This window comes from Mesorhizobium silamurunense (assembly GCF_014843905.1).
GTDB lineage: Bacteria > Pseudomonadota > Alphaproteobacteria > Rhizobiales > Rhizobiaceae > Mesorhizobium > Mesorhizobium silamurunense.
The window spans coordinates 13,502-29,710 of sequence record NZ_LPVS01000039.1; the positions used below are offsets into that span (position 1 = coordinate 13,502).

A 16,209-nucleotide genomic window follows, 5' to 3' on the forward strand; every position below is an offset into this window, starting at 1 on the left:
GCGCCCCCTACTGCCACGCCACAGCGAATACGGCGATGGCCGCGATCACACCGGCGATCATAGCCAGCGCGTAGTGGGTCACGACGCCGGTCTGGAGCCGCCGCAACGCTCCGCCGCCGGCCAGGATCGTGCGAGCGACGGCGTTCACGAAGGCGTCCACGCCGTGCAGATCGATCCGCAGTCCTGCCCGTGCCATCCCGTGCAGAAAGGGCAGCGCCGCGGTCTCGGACACGTCACTCACCGCCTTCTCGTAGCGCGCCAATGGTTTTTCGGCGAGCCACATGAAGCGCCGCGCGCCCATGCGGTAGAACCAGTCGGTATCGATGCTGATCGTATTCTCGGGGTCGAGCGCCCTGAGGAAGATGACGAAGCCCAAGGCGGTGAACATCAGCACGCCAAGGCTCTCTGTGACATGGACGCCGGTGTAGGGTTCGAAGTCGACCGGGTAGGGCAGAAGCGCGTAGAGCGTCTGGGGGAACACTCCGATCGCAATGCAGAGCACGGCTGCCATGCCCATCGCAACCAGCATGTTGCGCGGCGGTTCTCGCGCTTCCAGCCCTTGGTCCGTGCCGAAGAACATGTAGTACGGGAGCTTGAGCCCGGTGTGCAGGAACGTCCCCGATGACGCCATTGTCAGCGCCAGCACCACCAGCGCGCGATGATCCTGTCCGGCGGCAGCCACCACCATCGACTTGGTGACGAAGCCTGATAAGAACGGGAATGCCGAGATCGCAAAGGCGCCAACCATGTAGAGCGCAAGGGTTACCGGCAGGGTTTTGTAGAGCCCTCCGAGTTCGGTGAGCTTGCGCCGCCCGGTGACGTGGATCACCGCCCCCGCGCCCATGAAGAGGAGCGCCTTGTAGAGGATATGCGCGAAGGCATGGCTGACGGCGCCGTTCACCGCCATCTCGGTCCCGATGCCGATGCCCGCCACCATGTAGCCCACCTGGCTGACGATGTGATAGGCCAGGAGCCGCCGACAATCGTTCTCCAGCACCGCGTAGATAACGCCGTAAAGCGCCATCACTGTGCCGAGCCAGACAAGAAGATCGGTCCCCGGAAACGCCCGCGCCAGCACATAGACGGCGGTCTTCGTGGTGAAGGCGCTCATGAACACGGCCCCGGTGACGGTCGCTTCCGGGTAGGCGTCGGTCAGCCAGGCGTTGAGTGGCGGCACCGCGGCGTTGAGCAGGAACCCGGCAAGGATCAGGCCGGTGGCGAAGCCCAGCCCGCCCTCGATCGGGCCGAAGAGCAGCGAACCGGTGGCGAACCCATGGAGAATGATGCCGCCGAGCAGGGCAACGCTGCCGGTGATATGGACCATGAGGTAGCGGAACCCTGCGCGGAGTGCCTGATCGCTGCGCTGGGCAAAGACCAGGTAGGCAGAGGCAAACGTCATACCCTCCCAGAACAGGAACAGGGTCAGGTAGTCGCCGGCGAACACCACTCCGAGCGCGCTGCCGACGTAGACGAACGCCGCGACATGCTGTCCTGCGTGCGTCAGATGCAAGGCATAGACCATGCCGATCAATGCCATGATGCTGAAAACGGTGGCGAAGAGGATGCTTAGCTTGTCGACCTTCGCCATCATGATTTCCTGCCCAATGAACCGCGCCGCGCCGTAGCCGCCAGGATGCATCGTCAGCACGGCCAGGATCGCCAGCGTTGGGATCAGCAGCACATAGGCCTTGCGGACAGGCCCTTTCAGGAAGGGGATCGGAAGAGCGCCGAGAATGAACAGCAGGCCGGGATGGACGAAGTCAGTCATAATAGCCCTCGCGTCGCATCAGCCCGCATTGATGGCCAAGAAACTTGGACACGAAGATTAGAAGCACGCAGGAGCCGAAGCCGTAGAGGGCAGACCAGCCAGGCAGCCGCTCCCACAGGTATTCAGCGTGTTCGCGGAAGACCAGAACGTCGGCGATAACGATCAGGCCGAGCACCAGATAGAATAGCCGGCGACGCTTTCTCGCATGTCTCTCATCGCCAAAGAAATCGACGACACGCTTGATCATCTGACGACTCTTTCCGCCAGGGCGAGGAAATAGTCCGGGAAGATGCCCATCGCCACCGACAGGATGGCGGTCGCGACCAGCGGGATCGTCAACATCGGAATTTCACGAACGGTCGCCGGGCTCTCCTGCGCCTCCGTCCCGAAGAAGGCGGCATAGCTGACCGGGAGGAAATAGGCGGCGTTCAAGACCGAACTTATCAGGAGCACGATAAGGAACGGGGTCTCCCCGGCCTCCACCGAGCCGAGCGCCAGATACCACTTGCTGATGAAGCCCGCAGCCGGTGGCACCCCGATCATGCTGAGCGAGCCGACGAAGAACGCTCCCATTGTCCAGGGCAGCCTGCGGCCGATGCCGGCCATGTCGCTGATGTTGCGCTTGCCGGACGCGCAATAGATCGAGCCGGCGCAGAAAAAGAGCGTGATCTTCGAGAATGCATGCGCCGCGATGTGGATGATCCCGCCGACCATCGCGACGGGCGACAGCAGAACCGCGCCCAGCACGATGTAGGAGAGCTGGCTGACCGTCGAATAGGCGAGCCGCGCCTTCAGGTCGTCCCGCGTCAGGGCGTAGATGGACGCCATCAGGATCGTGAACGAGACCACATAGGCCGTGGCGATGCCGAGCCCCAGCCCGCCCACCAGCCCTGCGCCGAAGACATGGAACACCACGCGCAGCACGCAGAACACACCCATCTTGACGACGGCCACCGCATGCAAGAGCGCACTAACCGGCGTCGGCGCCACCATCGCAGCCGGCAGCCAGGCGTGCATCGGCATCACCGCGGCCTTGGCGAAGCCGAAGAGATAGCAGAAATAGACGACGGTCAGCAGCGGCGCCGACGCGTCGACCCCCGCCAGCAGCCCCCCCGGCACAAAGTCGAGTGACCCCGCAATGCTGTAAGTCAACGCCAGCGCGGCCAGAAGCACGCTTTTCGACGCTCCCATCAAATAGACGAGGTATTTGCGGCTGCCCGCCCATCCCTCCTCGTCCTCATGGTGGTAGACAAGCGGATAGGTAACGAGGCTCAGCGCCTCGTAGAAGATCACCAACGTGAACAGATTGGCGGCAAAGGCGCCCCCGGCGGCGGCCGCGAGGCTGGCGGCGAAGCAGGCGAAGAACCGGGTCTGCGCATGCTCATTCAAGTGCCGCATGTAGCCGATGGAATAGATCGACGCCACGATCCACAACAGCGACGATACGGTGGCAAAGACCATGCCGAGCGCATCGACACGGAAAGCGAAGTCGATCCCCGGCAGAATCTCGAACAGGCGCAAATCGACTGTCCCGCCCGCCAGCACCGTGGGCGCCATCGAGGCGACAATTGCGAACATGGCGATCGCGGCCAACGGCGAGACGGCATCGCGAAGTTTCTCGCGTTTGTTCAGAAGGAGGACTGCCAGGGCCGCCAGAACTGGGACGGCAACGGCAAGCAGCGGCCGGATCGATATCACCGGCTATCCTTTCATCATGGTCACTTCGTCGACCTTGAGGGTGGACTTGTTCCTCGCCAGGGCGACCAAGATGCCGAGGGCAACGGCAACTTCCGCCGCAGTGATTGCTATGACGAAGATTGCAAAAATCTGCCCGCGGTAGTCGTCGTAGTAGTGCCCAAAAGCTATGAAGTTGATGTTGACCGAGTTGAGCAGCAGTTCCAGCGACATCAGCACGACCAGGATATTGCGTCTGAGCAGCACGCCCGCCGCACCGATCACGAACAGGACCACTCCGAGCACGATATACCACCAGAGCGGCACCATCACCGCGGCTCCTTCCGCGCCAGCACGATGGCGCCGATCAGGGCCGCCAGCAGGATGACGGAGGCGACTTCAAACGGCAGGAGATAGTCGGCGAAAAGCGTCGTGCTGAGTTGCCTGACCTCACCGCCGGTGCGCATTGCGACGGGCTCCGCGACCGAAAAGCGGTCGCTCCTGAGCACCAGTACAAGCATCTCGACCCCAAGCAGGACCAGCAGCACCAGAACAGGCAGGTTGCTACCCGGCAAGAACCGCTGCAACACCGCTTCGCGTACATCAATCATCATGATCACGAATAGGAACAGGACCATGATCGCGCCGACATAGACGAAAATCTGGATAACCGCGAGTAACGGCGCCTCGAGCAAGACGAAGATCGCCGATACCTGCAGGAAACACGCCATCAGCGCCAACGCGCTGTGAACAGGATTCCGCGCCAGGACCAAGGTCAGGGCCGCGACCACGGACGCCGCAGCGAACAGAAGAAAGAACCCCTGATCCATCGACGCCGCTCCTCCGACGCGAACTGTCACTCGGCGCGACAGGGCCGGACTTGAGATAGCTGTCCACTTCCGTTCACAAATTGTGCCCTAATATCCGATTTTTCTCAAGATTATCGTGGTTTAGTGCTGCGCTAAACTCACTACTCATATTTGAGAGCGAGGCGCACTTCTCGGAAAAGCCTTGCTGATCCGTGACAGGTTAGGCTCGGTTGAAGCGGGGCTTTCAGGCGGGACGGAAAGTCCCGAGCGGGAAATGGCTCTAAGCTCCGGAAGGCCGTCCTTCGGTTCCTGATTGGCCTTCTGCCTTCGCCAAACTGACCTCCAGGCGCTCGATCAGCGCCCGATAGCGCGGATGATCGCGCAGAGGATTCATATCCACGTCCTGCGCCATCCAGTGCACTTGCTGCAATCCAAGCTGCGGCACGCAGTGCTCCAGCGTATCGATCGCCTTTTCGACGGCGCCGATCGCCGCCAGGAAACACGCGACATTGTAGTGGCTGTTATAGTCCTCCGGGTCGATGGTGATCGCGCGCTCGGCCCACTGGAGGGCGCGTTCGTCCAGGCCGAGATTGTGGAGGATGTAACAACCATAGGCATAGGCTGCCCCATCGTCCGGATAGAGCTGCATGGCTTTCTCGATGCGGGTAAGCAACTCCCCTGAAAGCCTGTGGGCTTCCTCCTCGTCGCCCAGCGTCTTGCGGCAATCCCAGAGCATGCACATCGCACCATAGCTGTTGCGATCAACCTCCGCCGCCTTCTCATAGGCGGCCGCGGCCTCGGCAAACTTGCGCTCCATGCGCAGCACGTCGCCCAAGGTCCTGTGCGCCTCGTAGAGATCGGGATCGAGCGCGATTGCTCGCTGGCAGGCGGCGCCTGCGAGCTCGATTTGCTCCTTCTGGAAATGCGACATCGCGTGGGCCACGTGAGCTTCCGCCAGCGTCGAGTCCAAGGCCAGCGCGCGCTGCGCCTCGGCGCTCAAGGTGACAAGGTTTGCGCTGGGATCTCCGGATCTCAGCAACATGCCTTCAGCTAGCGCCAGCCCGGCCCGCGCCAGCGCGTATTCGGGATCGATCTCGAGCGCCCGCTGGTAGAGGCGTCGGGCGGAAAGGTGATTGCGACGGCCCAGGCGCAAGAAATGCTGCCGTCCCATGAGGTAATATTGATAGGCTTCGACGTTCTCGGTCGTGCGCTTGCCGATGGCAGCATACTCGGCCGGCATCAGCCGGATCTTCAGGGCATCGACGATGGCCCGCGCGATCTCGTCTTGGAGCGCAAATATGTCGTTGAGATCACGGTCGTAGCGCTCGGCCCACACATGATGCCCACTCATCCCGTCGATCAGCTGCGCGGTGATGCGAACGCGACTACCCGCCTTGCGTACGCTGCCTTCCAGCACATGCGAAACGCGCAATTGCCGCGCCGCTTCGCTGACGTCCATCGACTTGCCTTTGAGGGCAAAGGTCGTGTTGCGCGCGGTGACTGCCAGCGCCCCGACCTTGCTGAGGTCCGTAATGATGTCCTCGGTGATGCCGTCAGAGAAGTATTCCTGCTCTGGGTCGCCGCTCATGTTGGTGAAAGGCAGCACGGCGATCGATGGTCGGTTGCGGAACGGAAGCGCATCCTTGGCCGACGGCACGGACGAGCTGGGGAGGGATTGCTCAATGGACATGACACGGTAAGCGCGTACCGGCTCCGCAATGTTGTGAACCCGTTGCTCGCCGATATCCGTATAGACGTATTCGAGTTTGCCTTTTACTTGATCGTAAATGGCGCGCCCGATGCAAACGCCGCCAGGCTCCGCGAGCTTTTCAAGCCGTGCCGCGATGTTCACCCCGTCTCCGTATATCGTGTCGTCTTCGACGATCACGTCGCCGAGGTTTACGCCCATACGGAACGCCATACGCCGGTTTTCGGGGAGCCCGGCGTTCTCGCCGTCCAGCTCGCGCTGCAGCTCGATCGCACACTGCACGGCGTTAACCGCGCTCCCAAACTCGATAAGCAGGCTGTCCCCGGCCGAGCCGACGATGCGTCCGTGGAACCGGGCGATTTTGGGCTCGAACACCTCAGCTCGGAGCCGCCGCAGCCGTCCCAGCGTTCCCGACTCGTCGGCCGCCATCAGCCGCGAGTAACCTGCCACGTCGGCAGCCAAGATCGCCGCAAGCCTGCGTTGCTCTTCTCGCAAGGAACGGACCTCCCGCCAGTTGGAACAATCTTAGCCTAAGAAACGGCGAGAGCGAGCCCTTGTTCGGATGCCTGGAATCCGAAATTGGCGTTAAGGAAGCATATCGTAGCGAAATTCGACTGCGCGGCAGGTCGCAGAACCATACGAAATGATGCGGGAAGATTTCTGATTGAAGCCCACGAAATAATCAATGAAATCAACAACTCGAGCACATCCTCCGAGCCCACCATTGTCGTTATTTATCAATGCTTTATAGGGTGGTTCGCCACGAGGTTCGCCAATAGGTTCGCCAAGCAGCGGCTTGCGCGTGACGAGGCGTACGACTCGATCCGTCCCCTGGACGGCCAGGCGAACCTGCGATGCCTCTCGCGAATAGAGTTCGGCATGATCGATATCGTCGTGCCTCAGTACGTCCATAAGCTATCCGGTCAAGGCCTCGGCCTCCGCCAGATAAACACCGAGCGACTTCCTTAAGCCATTCGGCGGCAGAAACCGTTCCGTAACAGCCCTCATGCTTCGGGGACCTTCCGGGGAGAGCTCAGCCGCTGGCAATAGATCGGGAAGTTGTGTGCTTCCTTGCCGCTGGCCGGAAGCCAGTCGCGATAGAGGTAGAGCGCGGCGGGCTCCAGATTGTCGGTGTTGCCGACGACGCTTAGAACCGCGCAGCGTCCGCCAGGGATCTCGCCGGTCGATCTCTCCCCCGTTCGCCTCGGTCGGTTGGTCGTCTCGATACAAAGGTCACAGAATCGCCTCATGGCACAAGGAGCTGACTGCCTCGTTGGTCTAGTTGGTCTTCAATTGACCAACCCGATTCTCCGCGATCCACCGGGCTGCGAGCACCAGTGCGCCCATGCTGAAATCCTTGCCGTGGTTGGCCACCATTTCCTCCGACAGATTGGCGAGCCGTTCGAAGAATTCGTCCTTGCTCTTGTCCTCGGCGGTGGGTTCGGTCTGCATCTTTTCCTCCTGTGTCATGCGGCCTGGCTCTAGTGTTTGAACATCTGGGCGGGAAAGGTGATGATTCCGGCGGTGCCATCGACGGCACCCACCGCGAGGTGCCGTCCGTCGCCGGACCAGGCAAGCGCGGTCACTGCGCTGCCCAATGGCCTGACGAGGAGTTCGTCCCGCGCGCCGATCTGGGCGATGGTGATCCGGCCGTTGGCATAGCCGGCAGCAATCAGTCTCTTCTGCGGATGCGCGGCCACTGTCTCGACCGGAACCAGCCCGGCGCGACCAGTCTCCAGCGCGCCAGAGGTTTCTCCTTCAAGTGGCGGCGCGGCCATCGACCAACCGGCGATCCGGAAGGCGCCCGATGCAAACAGAGCGTTCTCCGGCACGCTCCAGCACACCGTACGGACCGGCGTTGGAAATCCCGTGACGATCTCAGCTCGGCCATCAGTCATGCTGACCAGAGCAAAGCCTCCGGTTTCGAGCCCGCAGGCCAGCCAGGTGCCGTCGCCGCTCCAGCGGATCGATACGGGGCGCGCTGAAAGGGAGATCTCACATAGGGGGCCAGCGTCGTTGTCTATCGGCCAGATCGACAGTCCGTTGTCCCCGCCGCAGGCAAGGCTCCTTCCGCCCGGTGAAAAGGCAAGCGAATCGGTGGATGGTATTGCATCCTGTCGCAGTCTCACCGCGTCGCCTCCGCCGCGCGACAGGAAGATATCCTGCCCGTTGCTGACGGCTGTCATGGCTGTCCGGGGGCTATGGTCGATGGCGACGGCCGGTCCGTCGATCTTGACCAGCGTCTCCCTCTCATTGCCGTCCGAAGTCAGGTACACCACTTCGCCGGCCGCCGTTCCGACGAGGAAACCGGACCCAAGGTAGTTTGCGATCGGGACGTCACCCTCTCCGAGCGCGGCGGTGGCTATCAGCGGCGCCGGCTGCCTTTCCCTTGGGCGAATCGTCGTCTGGCCGAGATCGCCGCTCACCCTGATCCGCGATTCCGGCGGCTCCTGGTCCGCGACCGCGGCTAGGGCAACCGTGCCATCAACGCCGGTGAAGGCGACAGACGAGCCATCGGCGCTGAAGCGCAGATCGGCGATCGCCGACGGGCGGCGCCAGCTTCTGGCCAGCAGGTCGAACAAGGTGAGGTTCTGTATCGCGTGCTGGTTCATGGCCACTCCCTTCGTCAGTTTCCGGTCTCCGCCAGGCTGCGGTCGACGTCGTCGATCTCACCTTCGGCGGCGGCGATGCGTTCCTCGTGCGCGGCGCATGCGTGCCTGAGCGTCGCCGCGCTCTCCTCGGCTTCATGCAAGTCCCGCACCAGTTGCGGGTTTGTGCCGTTCCTGCCGATCTCGAGCTCTAGGCGAAGCACATCCATCTCGACGCCGGCGAGCTTCTGGTTGAGCCGCTGCGCCTCGGCGGTGAGCGCGGAGACGTTGGCGACAAGATCGAGGCGGCGCGCGAGCAGCGCGTCACGCCTGGCTATTTGGCTCATCGGGTCCTCCTGTCATTTCGTCTCCGGGCGTCGGTCCGGGCGGCTTCTCGAAGGTCGACAGCAGTCTGGGCAATGTGCCGGCCTGCGACCGGAACTGCTTTTCGGCGGTCTCGATGTGGCTCTTGAGCTGATCCCAGATGTCGACGCGCATCACCGATGTCGTGTCGCCGGTGAGGCGCTCTATCTCTTCGACACGGAACTGGCGCGACAGCGAAACGCCGGAAAACACGAAGTCGCGCAGCAGGATGGCGTGGTTCTCGATGAACAGATGGATCATCGGATGGGTTTCCGCGGTGACGCCGCCGGCAGCAAGTTCGGCCCGGATGAAATCCTGAAAGTGGCTCTGGAGGCGAAATTGGCTCTCGCCCAGGAAGCGCATGACGAAGACCAAATCGCGAGGCATCAGCCTGACAAGATCGCCGGCGATGTCGTCTGGCAGTCGGGATATCGGCGATGGCAGGCCTTGGCTGTCCTTTTCGTTAGGCATGGCTCTCTCCAATGCTGAGCCGCATGGGTCGCCTCTTCAAAATAATAGAGAGAGGGTAGAATTGAATAGATGAAATCTGTTTTATAAATGCTGCGTGTGCTAAGTAAGCATTTCGCAATTGCGAATAGAGTATAAATATTACAGGCGTAATTTACATCTGTAAAATAACGTTACAGTTGGCGGATTCGTTTCCCGCCCAAGTGAACTGCGATTGGTTTCGAGCGGCCGGTATGGCTCATTTTTCAGAACTGGCACGACGCTTGCTTCGTTCATTTCCATAAGAGGCCCATCGCGTTTCGGCGCGGTGCCAAAAGAACGAAGGAACGGAGGAGACAGGTCAGGTCCGCTTCGGTACGCCCATCGCAAAAGCGGTTGGCGCTGGAGCCCTGCCGACACCTCGGAACCTTTGCCGCGATCCACTCGAACAGCCCGACGCTAAGTCGCGCCTGAACGCGCAACCCTTTGTCGTGCCGTTCGCACTCTCACTGGCGGCGTTGATTGCCGTCTCACGCCCGGATCAAGGGATCCGCGGCTCAAACCTGGTGGAGGCTTATGACGATGTCGTCTTTGACGCTCAACAAGATCACCTCGCAACGCGGCATTTCCGTAGGCGAGGCGACGAAGAAGATTTCCGACCTCGGTTGGAACCCGACCTACGTCCAGGAAGCGATGACGTTTCCGACCGACTACAAGATCGCGAAGGCGCCGCGCGATCCGATGAAGCAGGTGCTGCGCTCCTATTTCCCGATGCAGGAGGAGAAGGACAACCGCGTCTATGGCGCGCTCGACGCCGCCCTTCGCGGCGACATGTTCCGCAATGTGGAGCCGCGCTGGGTGGAGTGGATGAAGCTGTTCCTCGCCATCATTCCCTTCCCGGAAATCTCCGCCGCCCGCTCGATGGCGATGGTGGCGCGACTGGCGCCGGGCGAGGACCTCAGGACCGGCTTCACCATGCAGATGGTCGATGAGTTCCGCCACTCCACTATCCAGATGAATCTGAAGAAGTGGTACATGGAGAACTACATCGACCCGGCGGGCTTCGACATCACCGAAGAAGCCTTCGGCAAATGCTACGCAACCACCATCGGCCGCCAGTTCGGCGAAGGCTTCATCACCGGCGACACGATGACGGCCGCTTGCATGTACCTGACGGTCGTCGCCGAGACGGCGTTCACCAACACGCTCTTCGTCGCAATGCCCTCCGAGGCGGCGCGCAACGGCGACTATGCGCTGCCGACCGTCTTCCTGTCGGTGCAGTCCGACGAGAGCCGGCACATCGGCAACGGCCATTCGCTGCTGATGGCGGCGCTGAAGGAGCCCGAGAACCATCTGCTGCTCGAACGCGACATGCGTTACGCGTTCTGGCAGAACCACGCCATCGTCGATGCGGCGATCGGCACCTTCATCGAGTATGGCACCACCAATCGCGACAAGTCGAAGGAATCCTACGCGGAGATGTGGCACCGCTGGATCTACGAGGACTACTATCGCACCTACATGCTGCCGCTCGAGAAATACGGCATCAAGATCCATCATGACGATGTCCAGGCTGCCTGGGAGCGCATCACGAAGAAGAACTATGTCCACAAGGTCGGCCAGTTCTTCGCGGTCGGCTGGCCGGTCAATTTCTGGCGCATCGAAGCCCAGACCGACAAGGACTTCGAGTGGTTCGAACACAAATATCCGGGTTGGTACGCCGAGTTCGGCGACTTCTGGAAGTGGTACGCCAAGCTCAGCCACAAGGGCGAGAAGGTGCTGCTGTTCAACAGCGACGTTGGCTACGTCTATCCGCACCGCTGCTGGTCCTGCCTGGTGCCTTGCCTCATCCGCGAGGACATGGTGGTCGACGAGATCGACGGGCAATTGCACACCTTCGCCCACGAACTCGACCGTTGGACCGCCGTCGAGGCCTTTGCCGATGAGTATCAGGGCCGTCCGACGCCCGCGATGGGCCGCTTCAGCGGCAAACGCGAGTGGGAGACGCTCTATGACGGCTGGGACCTCGCCGATGCCATCAAGGATCTCAACTTCGTCCGCTCCGACGGCAAGACGCTGATCCCGCAGCCGCACCTGCGCTTCGGCGCCGACGAGCAGTGGACGCTCGACGACGTGCGCGGCAACATCCTCGGCTCGCCGCTCAAGGCGCTTCGCGGCATGTCTGCGGCGGATCGGGAGAAGCATCTCGCCGAGTATCGGGCCGGCTTCACCATCACGCCGTTCAACTGACCATCCGAGCGCGGGGGCCGGGTTCCGACCCCCGCGACATTCCAGAGGAAGGCATCTCCTGTCCTGCGGACGGGCCGGAGAGGAATTGGGAGGTTATCGATGGCTGGTGCTCACACAGTGCGCCTGGAGCCGGTCGGCGTCGAGTTCGAGGTCGAAAACGGCGAAACGGTCCTGAACGCGGCATTCCGACAGGGCATCGCGCTGCCGCATGGCTGCAAGGAAGGGCAATGCTCGGCCTGCAAGTGCGTGCTGCTCGAAGGCGAAGTCGACATGCTGAAATACTCGACCTTCGCCCTCAACGACATGGAGAAGGACGGCGGACACATCCTGTTGTGCCGATCCATCGCCTATTCCGACATGCAGATCGAGCTTCTCAACTACGACGAGGAGGTCCTGGCGAAATCGATCGCGGTCAAGACGTTCAACGGCCGGATCTCGAAATTCGAGCATCTGACCCATGACATCCGCGGCATCGAGATCGAACTCGGCTCGCCGATAAAATTCTGGGCTGGGCAATATGTCGACATCACGGTCACCACGCAAAAAGGGGAGACGATTACGCGCTCGTTCTCCATGGCAAATACGCCGGACCAAACCCAAAAGCTTTCCTTCATCATCAAGAAATATCCCGAAGGAAAGTTCTCCGGAGAGCTCGATTCCGGAGGCATCCGCGTTGGAGCCGAGGTCACCGTCGTCGGACCCTATGGAACCTGCTTCCGGCGGGAAGAACGGCAGGGTCCCCTGATCCTGGTCGGCGCCGGCTCCGGCATGTCGCCGGTCTGGTCGATCCTCAACGATCACCTGAAGAGCGGCGAGAAGCGGGACGTCTATTTCTTCTACGGCGCGCGGACGCCCAGCGACCTGTTCTACCTCGACAGGATCGCCGAGCTCGCCGGCAGCCACCCGGAGATGAACTTCATCCCGGTGCTTTCGCACGTCAACGGCGAGGCGTGGGACGGCGAGCGCGGCTTCGTTCACCAGAGCGTCGATGCCAAGCTCAAGCAATTGGCGGTCGACGGGCAGGGCGACGTCTACGCCTGCGGTCCGCCGCCCATGATCGATGCGCTGCAGCCGGTTCTGTTCATGAACGGGTTCGAGACCGAACGCATCTTCTTCGACCGGTTCACCACGTCGTCCAGCGCCACCCCTGCCCATTGAGACGGGCCGGAGCCAGCGACACCAAACCAACTGCAACAAGGGAGTGAAGACAATGGTAGCAACGTCGAGTTCAGTCGGATCGGGAGCCGCGGGAGCCGCGATCTTCGCCGATTCGGACAGCCGCAAATATCGGTACTTCGAGCCGAAAGGCCAGCGCGCCACCCACTACGAGGATGTCACGGTTGACGTGCAGCCCGACCCCGAACGCTACCTGATCCAGGACTGGATCATCTCTTTCTCGAACGGCAAGGGCGCCTACGTCAAGGACAACACGGCTGCCAAGAGCTCGAACTGGCATGCCTTCCGGGCTCCCGATCAGGAATGGGAGCGCACCCACTACCAGCGCCAGTCGAAGATCGAGACGATGGTGCAGAGCGTCATCGCCAATGCCCGCCGCGCCGGCGCGCCGAAGACCTTCGACAAGGTCTGGTCGAAGCTGCTGCAGGCGCATCTCGGAGCATGGAAGCATGCCGAGTTCGGCCTGGGCACTTCGCTCATGCAGGCGCAGCGCTACGGCTACACGCAGATGATCAACAATGCCACGCTGACCAATTCCTCCTACAAGCTCCGGCTGGCCCAGGACATTACCCTCTATCTCGCCGAGATCGGCATGGACATCACCGGTTGGGACGACGAGCTCGGCAAAAAGCATTGGCTCGAGGACGGCGTGTGGCAGGGCACCCGCGAGGCGATCGAGACGATCATGGGCACGGCCGACTATCTGGAACAGTACTTCGCCATCAACATCGTCTTCGAGCCGCTGGTTGGCGAACTGTTCCGCTCCGGCTTCCTGATGCAGGCGGCGGCGGCCAACCACGACTTCATCACGCCGCCGGTGATTTCGGCGGCCGAAGCCGACTACGAGCGCAACCTCGCCAACACCATCGACCTGATCTACCTGCTCGCCAACGACGAGAAGCACGGAGCGGCCAACAGGAAGCTCTTCCAGGGCTGGGTGAGGAAGCACCGCGCGCTTGCCGACAAGGCAGCCATCGGCCTGCAGCCGATCTGGTCGATGCCGCATTCCAAGCCGATTTCGTTCACCGACGTTCGCGCCCAGTCCGAGGAACGGATTGGCCAGATCCTCGGCGAACTCGGCCTCAAGCGCTGAACAAGGGAGAAGACATCATGTCAGTAGCAGCACGCGACGCCTCGCAATCCAACATCTTCAAGTCGATGAAGGACATCACTTTCGAGCAGACGATTTCACACCAGTGCGGCGTCACCATGAACGACTCGGTCGAGGCGCGCGCCATCGCCGAGTTCATGGGCAAGAAGCCGGGGGTCATCGTCACCTACCAGCCGGCCATGATCCGCATCGACGGCGACGGCAAGCTGATCTTCAAGATGGACGAGATCAGCGAATATCTCGGCCGCGAGATGACCGCCGAGATCTTCGAGGTCAACACCTCCACCCACTACGGCCGCATGGTGCGCATCGACGACAACACCGTGATCCTGTTCGGGAACATGGACGAGGTCTTCGAATACATCTGAGCAAGCTCAAGGACCCGGCACGCCGCCCGGAAGCGGCGCGCCGGCACCCTCAATACGACGCCCCACCAACACGACGATTGCGGAGGCAAGAATGTACAGGACACCCGACGGCAAGGATATCTTCGTGGTCGATGGCCACACCCATTTCTGGGACGGCAGCCCGGAGAACCAGAGGAACATCCACGGCAAGCAGTTCATCGACTGCTTCTATGCCTATCACACGAACCTGAGCCCGAAGGAGCAGCTGTGGCCGAAGGGCAAGTTCGAGAAATACAGCGCCGACGATCTTTATCGCGACCTGTTCATCGACGGCCCGGACGATGTCGCGATCGTCCAGTCCACCTACCTGAAGGACTTCTACAAGGACGGCTTCAACACGATCGAGCGCAACGCCGAGGTCGCCAAACGCTACCCTGAGCGGTTCATCGTCAACGGGTCCTTCGATCCGCGCGATGGCGAGAAGGCGCTGGAATACATCCACTTCATGAAGGAGACCTACGACGTCAAGGGCGTGAAGATGTATACGGCCGAGTGGAACGGCGCCTCCAAGGGCTGGAAGCTCACCGATCCCGATGCCTACAAGTGCTTCGAACTCTGCGAAAAGCTCGGCATCAGGAACATCCATGTCCACAAGGGCCCGACGATCATCCCGCTCAGCAAGGACGCGTTCGACGTTCACGATGTCGACCACGCGGCGACGGATTTCCAAGGCCTCAACTGGATCATCGAGCATTGCGGCTTGCCGCGCCTCGACGATTTCTGCTGGATCGCGACGCAGGAGACCAATGTCTATGGCGGCCTGGCGGTGGCGCTTCCCTTCATTCACTTGCGCCCGCGCTATTTCGGCGAAGTCATCGCCGAACTGCTGTTCTGGCTCGGGCCGGAGAAGCTCCTGTTCGGTTCCGACTACGCGATCTGGACGCCGCGCTGGCTCGTCGAGAAATTCTGGGCCTACCAGATCCCGCAGGACATCGCTGCAGAACGCGGTGTGCAGCTGACCGACGAGATCAAGGAGAAGATCCTCGGCCTGAATGCCGCGCGCCTCTACAACATCGACATCGATGCCAAGAAGAAGGCGCTCGCAAGCTCGCCCTTCAGCATCGCGGCGGAGTAGGGGCCATGGCCACCGCCAGCGTTTCCGGCAGCCGCGAGAAGGAGCTCTGGCGGCGCCTTGGTGAGGTCAACGACCCGGAACTCGACGAAGCGATCACAGAGATGGGCTTCGTCGAGCGGGCCGAGGTGATGGGCGATGGCAGCGTGGAGGTCGACTTCCGCCTGCCGACCTACTGGTGCTCACCCAACTTTGCCTTCCTCATGCTCGACGGTGTCCGCAAGGGGCTCGACCGGCTCTCCTGGGCGCCCGCCTACCGCGTGAAACTGCACGACCACATGTTCGCCGAAGAGGTCAATCGCGGCATCGAGGCGGGCAGGACGTTCGGCGACATCTTCGCCGAGCTTGCCGGGGACAAGGATATCGCCGCCTTACGCGAAACCTTCAGCATGAAGGCCTTCAAGCGACGTCAGGAGGCGGTCTTGCGCGGCCTGCGGGAGCACGGCCTCACGGATCGCGAAATCCTCGGCATGGACCTGGCGGCCTATGATGCCGCCAGGTTCGAGCCGGGCGAGGCGGCCGCACAGAAGCCGCGATACCGCGCGGCTCTGCTCGAGCGGTTTCCCGACCGCCGCGCAGGCGATCCCGTCTTCGTGACCTGGGAGGGACGGCAAATCCCGCCTGCCGCGCTCAGTGCCCATCTCGCCGAGCTGCGCGGCGTGCGCGCCAACATGGAGTTCAACGGCGCGCTGTGCCGTGGGCTGAAGCAGACAAGATACAAGGAACTGTGTGTGGTCGACGGCGAACCGACGCTGGTCGACTTCATCATGGACCGCGTGCCGGCGCGAAACGCGCCGGCCGTCTAGCAGCGTCGAAAGCAACGGCCTCCCTCGCAC

17 protein-coding genes and 1 pseudogene are annotated in these 16,209 nt (G+C 61.8%); 6 read left to right on the top strand and 12 right to left on the bottom strand.

Annotated features, from left to right (window positions below; all coding sequences use genetic code 11):
* Positions 1–7 precede the first annotated feature (7 nt).
* The 12 genes and pseudogenes from AU465_RS11415 to AU465_RS11470 all read right to left on the bottom strand — a co-directional run bounded on the left by AU465_RS11415 (position 8) and on the right by AU465_RS11470 (position 9,381).
* Positions 8–1,768 (bottom strand): Na(+)/H(+) antiporter subunit D, encoded by a 1,761-nt coding sequence (locus AU465_RS11415; RefSeq protein ID WP_192246944.1) that lies wholly within the window; start codon positions 1,766–1,768, stop codon positions 8–10.
* Positions 1,761–2,015, bottom strand: coding sequence for a hypothetical protein (locus AU465_RS11420; RefSeq protein ID WP_192246946.1), 255 nt, complete (start codon positions 2,013–2,015; stop codon positions 1,761–1,763). Before AU465_RS11420 ends, AU465_RS11415 begins: the two co-directional genes overlap by 8 nt.
* A complete protein-coding gene (locus tag AU465_RS11425) occupies positions 2,012–3,466 on the bottom strand; it encodes a monovalent cation/H+ antiporter subunit D family protein (protein ID WP_192246948.1) in 1,455 nt (484 codons plus the stop codon). The genes AU465_RS11420 and AU465_RS11425 overlap by 4 nt, the downstream gene beginning before the upstream one ends.
* A gap of 3 nt (positions 3,467–3,469) precedes the next feature.
* On the bottom strand, positions 3,470–3,772 hold the full coding sequence (gene nuoK / locus AU465_RS11430; RefSeq protein WP_192246950.1) for an NADH-quinone oxidoreductase subunit NuoK: 303 nt from the start codon (positions 3,770–3,772) through the stop codon (positions 3,470–3,472).
* Positions 3,772–4,272 (bottom strand): NADH-quinone oxidoreductase subunit J, encoded by a 501-nt coding sequence (locus AU465_RS11435; RefSeq protein WP_192246952.1) that lies wholly within the window; start codon positions 4,270–4,272, stop codon positions 3,772–3,774. Before AU465_RS11435 ends, nuoK begins: the two co-directional genes overlap by 1 nt.
* 259 nt (positions 4,273–4,531) lie before the next feature.
* Positions 4,532–6,454: an adenylate/guanylate cyclase domain-containing protein gene (locus AU465_RS11440; RefSeq protein WP_192246954.1), complete on the bottom strand. Its 1,923-nt coding sequence runs from the start codon at positions 6,452–6,454 to the stop codon at positions 4,532–4,534.
* Positions 6,455–6,544: 90 nt separating this feature from the next.
* The gene (locus AU465_RS37775; RefSeq protein ID WP_376774846.1) at positions 6,545–6,871 is read right to left on the bottom strand and encodes a hypothetical protein; all 327 of its coding nucleotides are present in this window, start codon (positions 6,869–6,871) and stop codon (positions 6,545–6,547) included.
* Positions 6,872–6,874: 3 nt separating this feature from the next.
* A pseudogene (locus tag AU465_RS11450) lies at positions 6,875–7,248 on the bottom strand (GyrI-like domain-containing protein); the annotation flags it as partial.
* Positions 7,238–7,411, bottom strand: a complete 174-nt coding sequence (locus AU465_RS11455; RefSeq protein WP_192246956.1) for a hypothetical protein — start codon at positions 7,409–7,411, stop codon at positions 7,238–7,240. The pseudogene AU465_RS11450 and the gene AU465_RS11455, both read right to left, overlap by 11 nt.
* Before the next feature lie 29 nt (positions 7,412–7,440).
* The gene (locus AU465_RS11460; protein WP_376774847.1) at positions 7,441–8,571 is read right to left on the bottom strand and encodes a WD40 repeat domain-containing protein; all 1,131 of its coding nucleotides are present in this window, start codon (positions 8,569–8,571) and stop codon (positions 7,441–7,443) included.
* Positions 8,572–8,585: 14 nt separating this feature from the next.
* On the bottom strand, positions 8,586–8,894 hold the full coding sequence (locus AU465_RS11465; protein WP_192246960.1) for a MotA/TolQ/ExbB proton channel family protein: 309 nt from the start codon (positions 8,892–8,894) through the stop codon (positions 8,586–8,588).
* Positions 8,872–9,381, bottom strand: coding sequence for a hypothetical protein (locus tag AU465_RS11470; RefSeq protein WP_192246962.1), 510 nt, complete (start codon positions 9,379–9,381; stop codon positions 8,872–8,874). Before AU465_RS11470 ends, AU465_RS11465 begins: the two co-directional genes overlap by 23 nt.
* 552 nt (positions 9,382–9,933) lie before the next feature.
* On the opposite strand from AU465_RS11470, the gene AU465_RS11475 reads away from it, so the two are divergent.
* The 6 genes from AU465_RS11475 to AU465_RS11500 all read left to right on the top strand — a co-directional run bounded on the left by AU465_RS11475 (position 9,934) and on the right by AU465_RS11500 (position 16,179).
* A complete protein-coding gene (locus tag AU465_RS11475; protein ID WP_210325069.1) occupies positions 9,934–11,607 on the top strand; it encodes an aromatic/alkene/methane monooxygenase hydroxylase/oxygenase subunit alpha in 1,674 nt (557 codons plus the stop codon).
* A gap of 99 nt (positions 11,608–11,706) precedes the next feature.
* The gene (locus AU465_RS11480; RefSeq protein ID WP_192246967.1) at positions 11,707–12,765 is read left to right on the top strand and encodes an NADH:ubiquinone reductase (Na(+)-transporting) subunit F; all 1,059 of its coding nucleotides are present in this window, start codon (positions 11,707–11,709) and stop codon (positions 12,763–12,765) included.
* A gap of 52 nt (positions 12,766–12,817) precedes the next feature.
* Entirely contained in the window at positions 12,818–13,876 is a 1,059-nt protein-coding gene (locus AU465_RS11485) for an aromatic/alkene monooxygenase hydroxylase subunit beta (RefSeq protein WP_192246969.1), read from the top strand.
* A gap of 17 nt (positions 13,877–13,893) precedes the next feature.
* Complete coding sequence (locus AU465_RS11490; RefSeq protein ID WP_192246971.1) at positions 13,894–14,262, top strand: MmoB/DmpM family protein; 369 nt, start codon at positions 13,894–13,896, stop codon at positions 14,260–14,262.
* 91 nt (positions 14,263–14,353) lie between these two features.
* A complete protein-coding gene (locus AU465_RS11495) occupies positions 14,354–15,376 on the top strand; it encodes an amidohydrolase family protein (protein WP_192246973.1) in 1,023 nt (340 codons plus the stop codon).
* 5 nt (positions 15,377–15,381) lie between these two features.
* Positions 15,382–16,179 carry an iron-sulfur cluster assembly protein gene (locus AU465_RS11500; protein ID WP_192246975.1) on the top strand — a complete coding sequence of 266 codons (798 nt, stop codon included), beginning with the start codon at positions 15,382–15,384 and terminating at the stop codon, positions 16,177–16,179.
* The last annotated feature ends 30 nt before the right edge of the window (positions 16,180–16,209 follow it).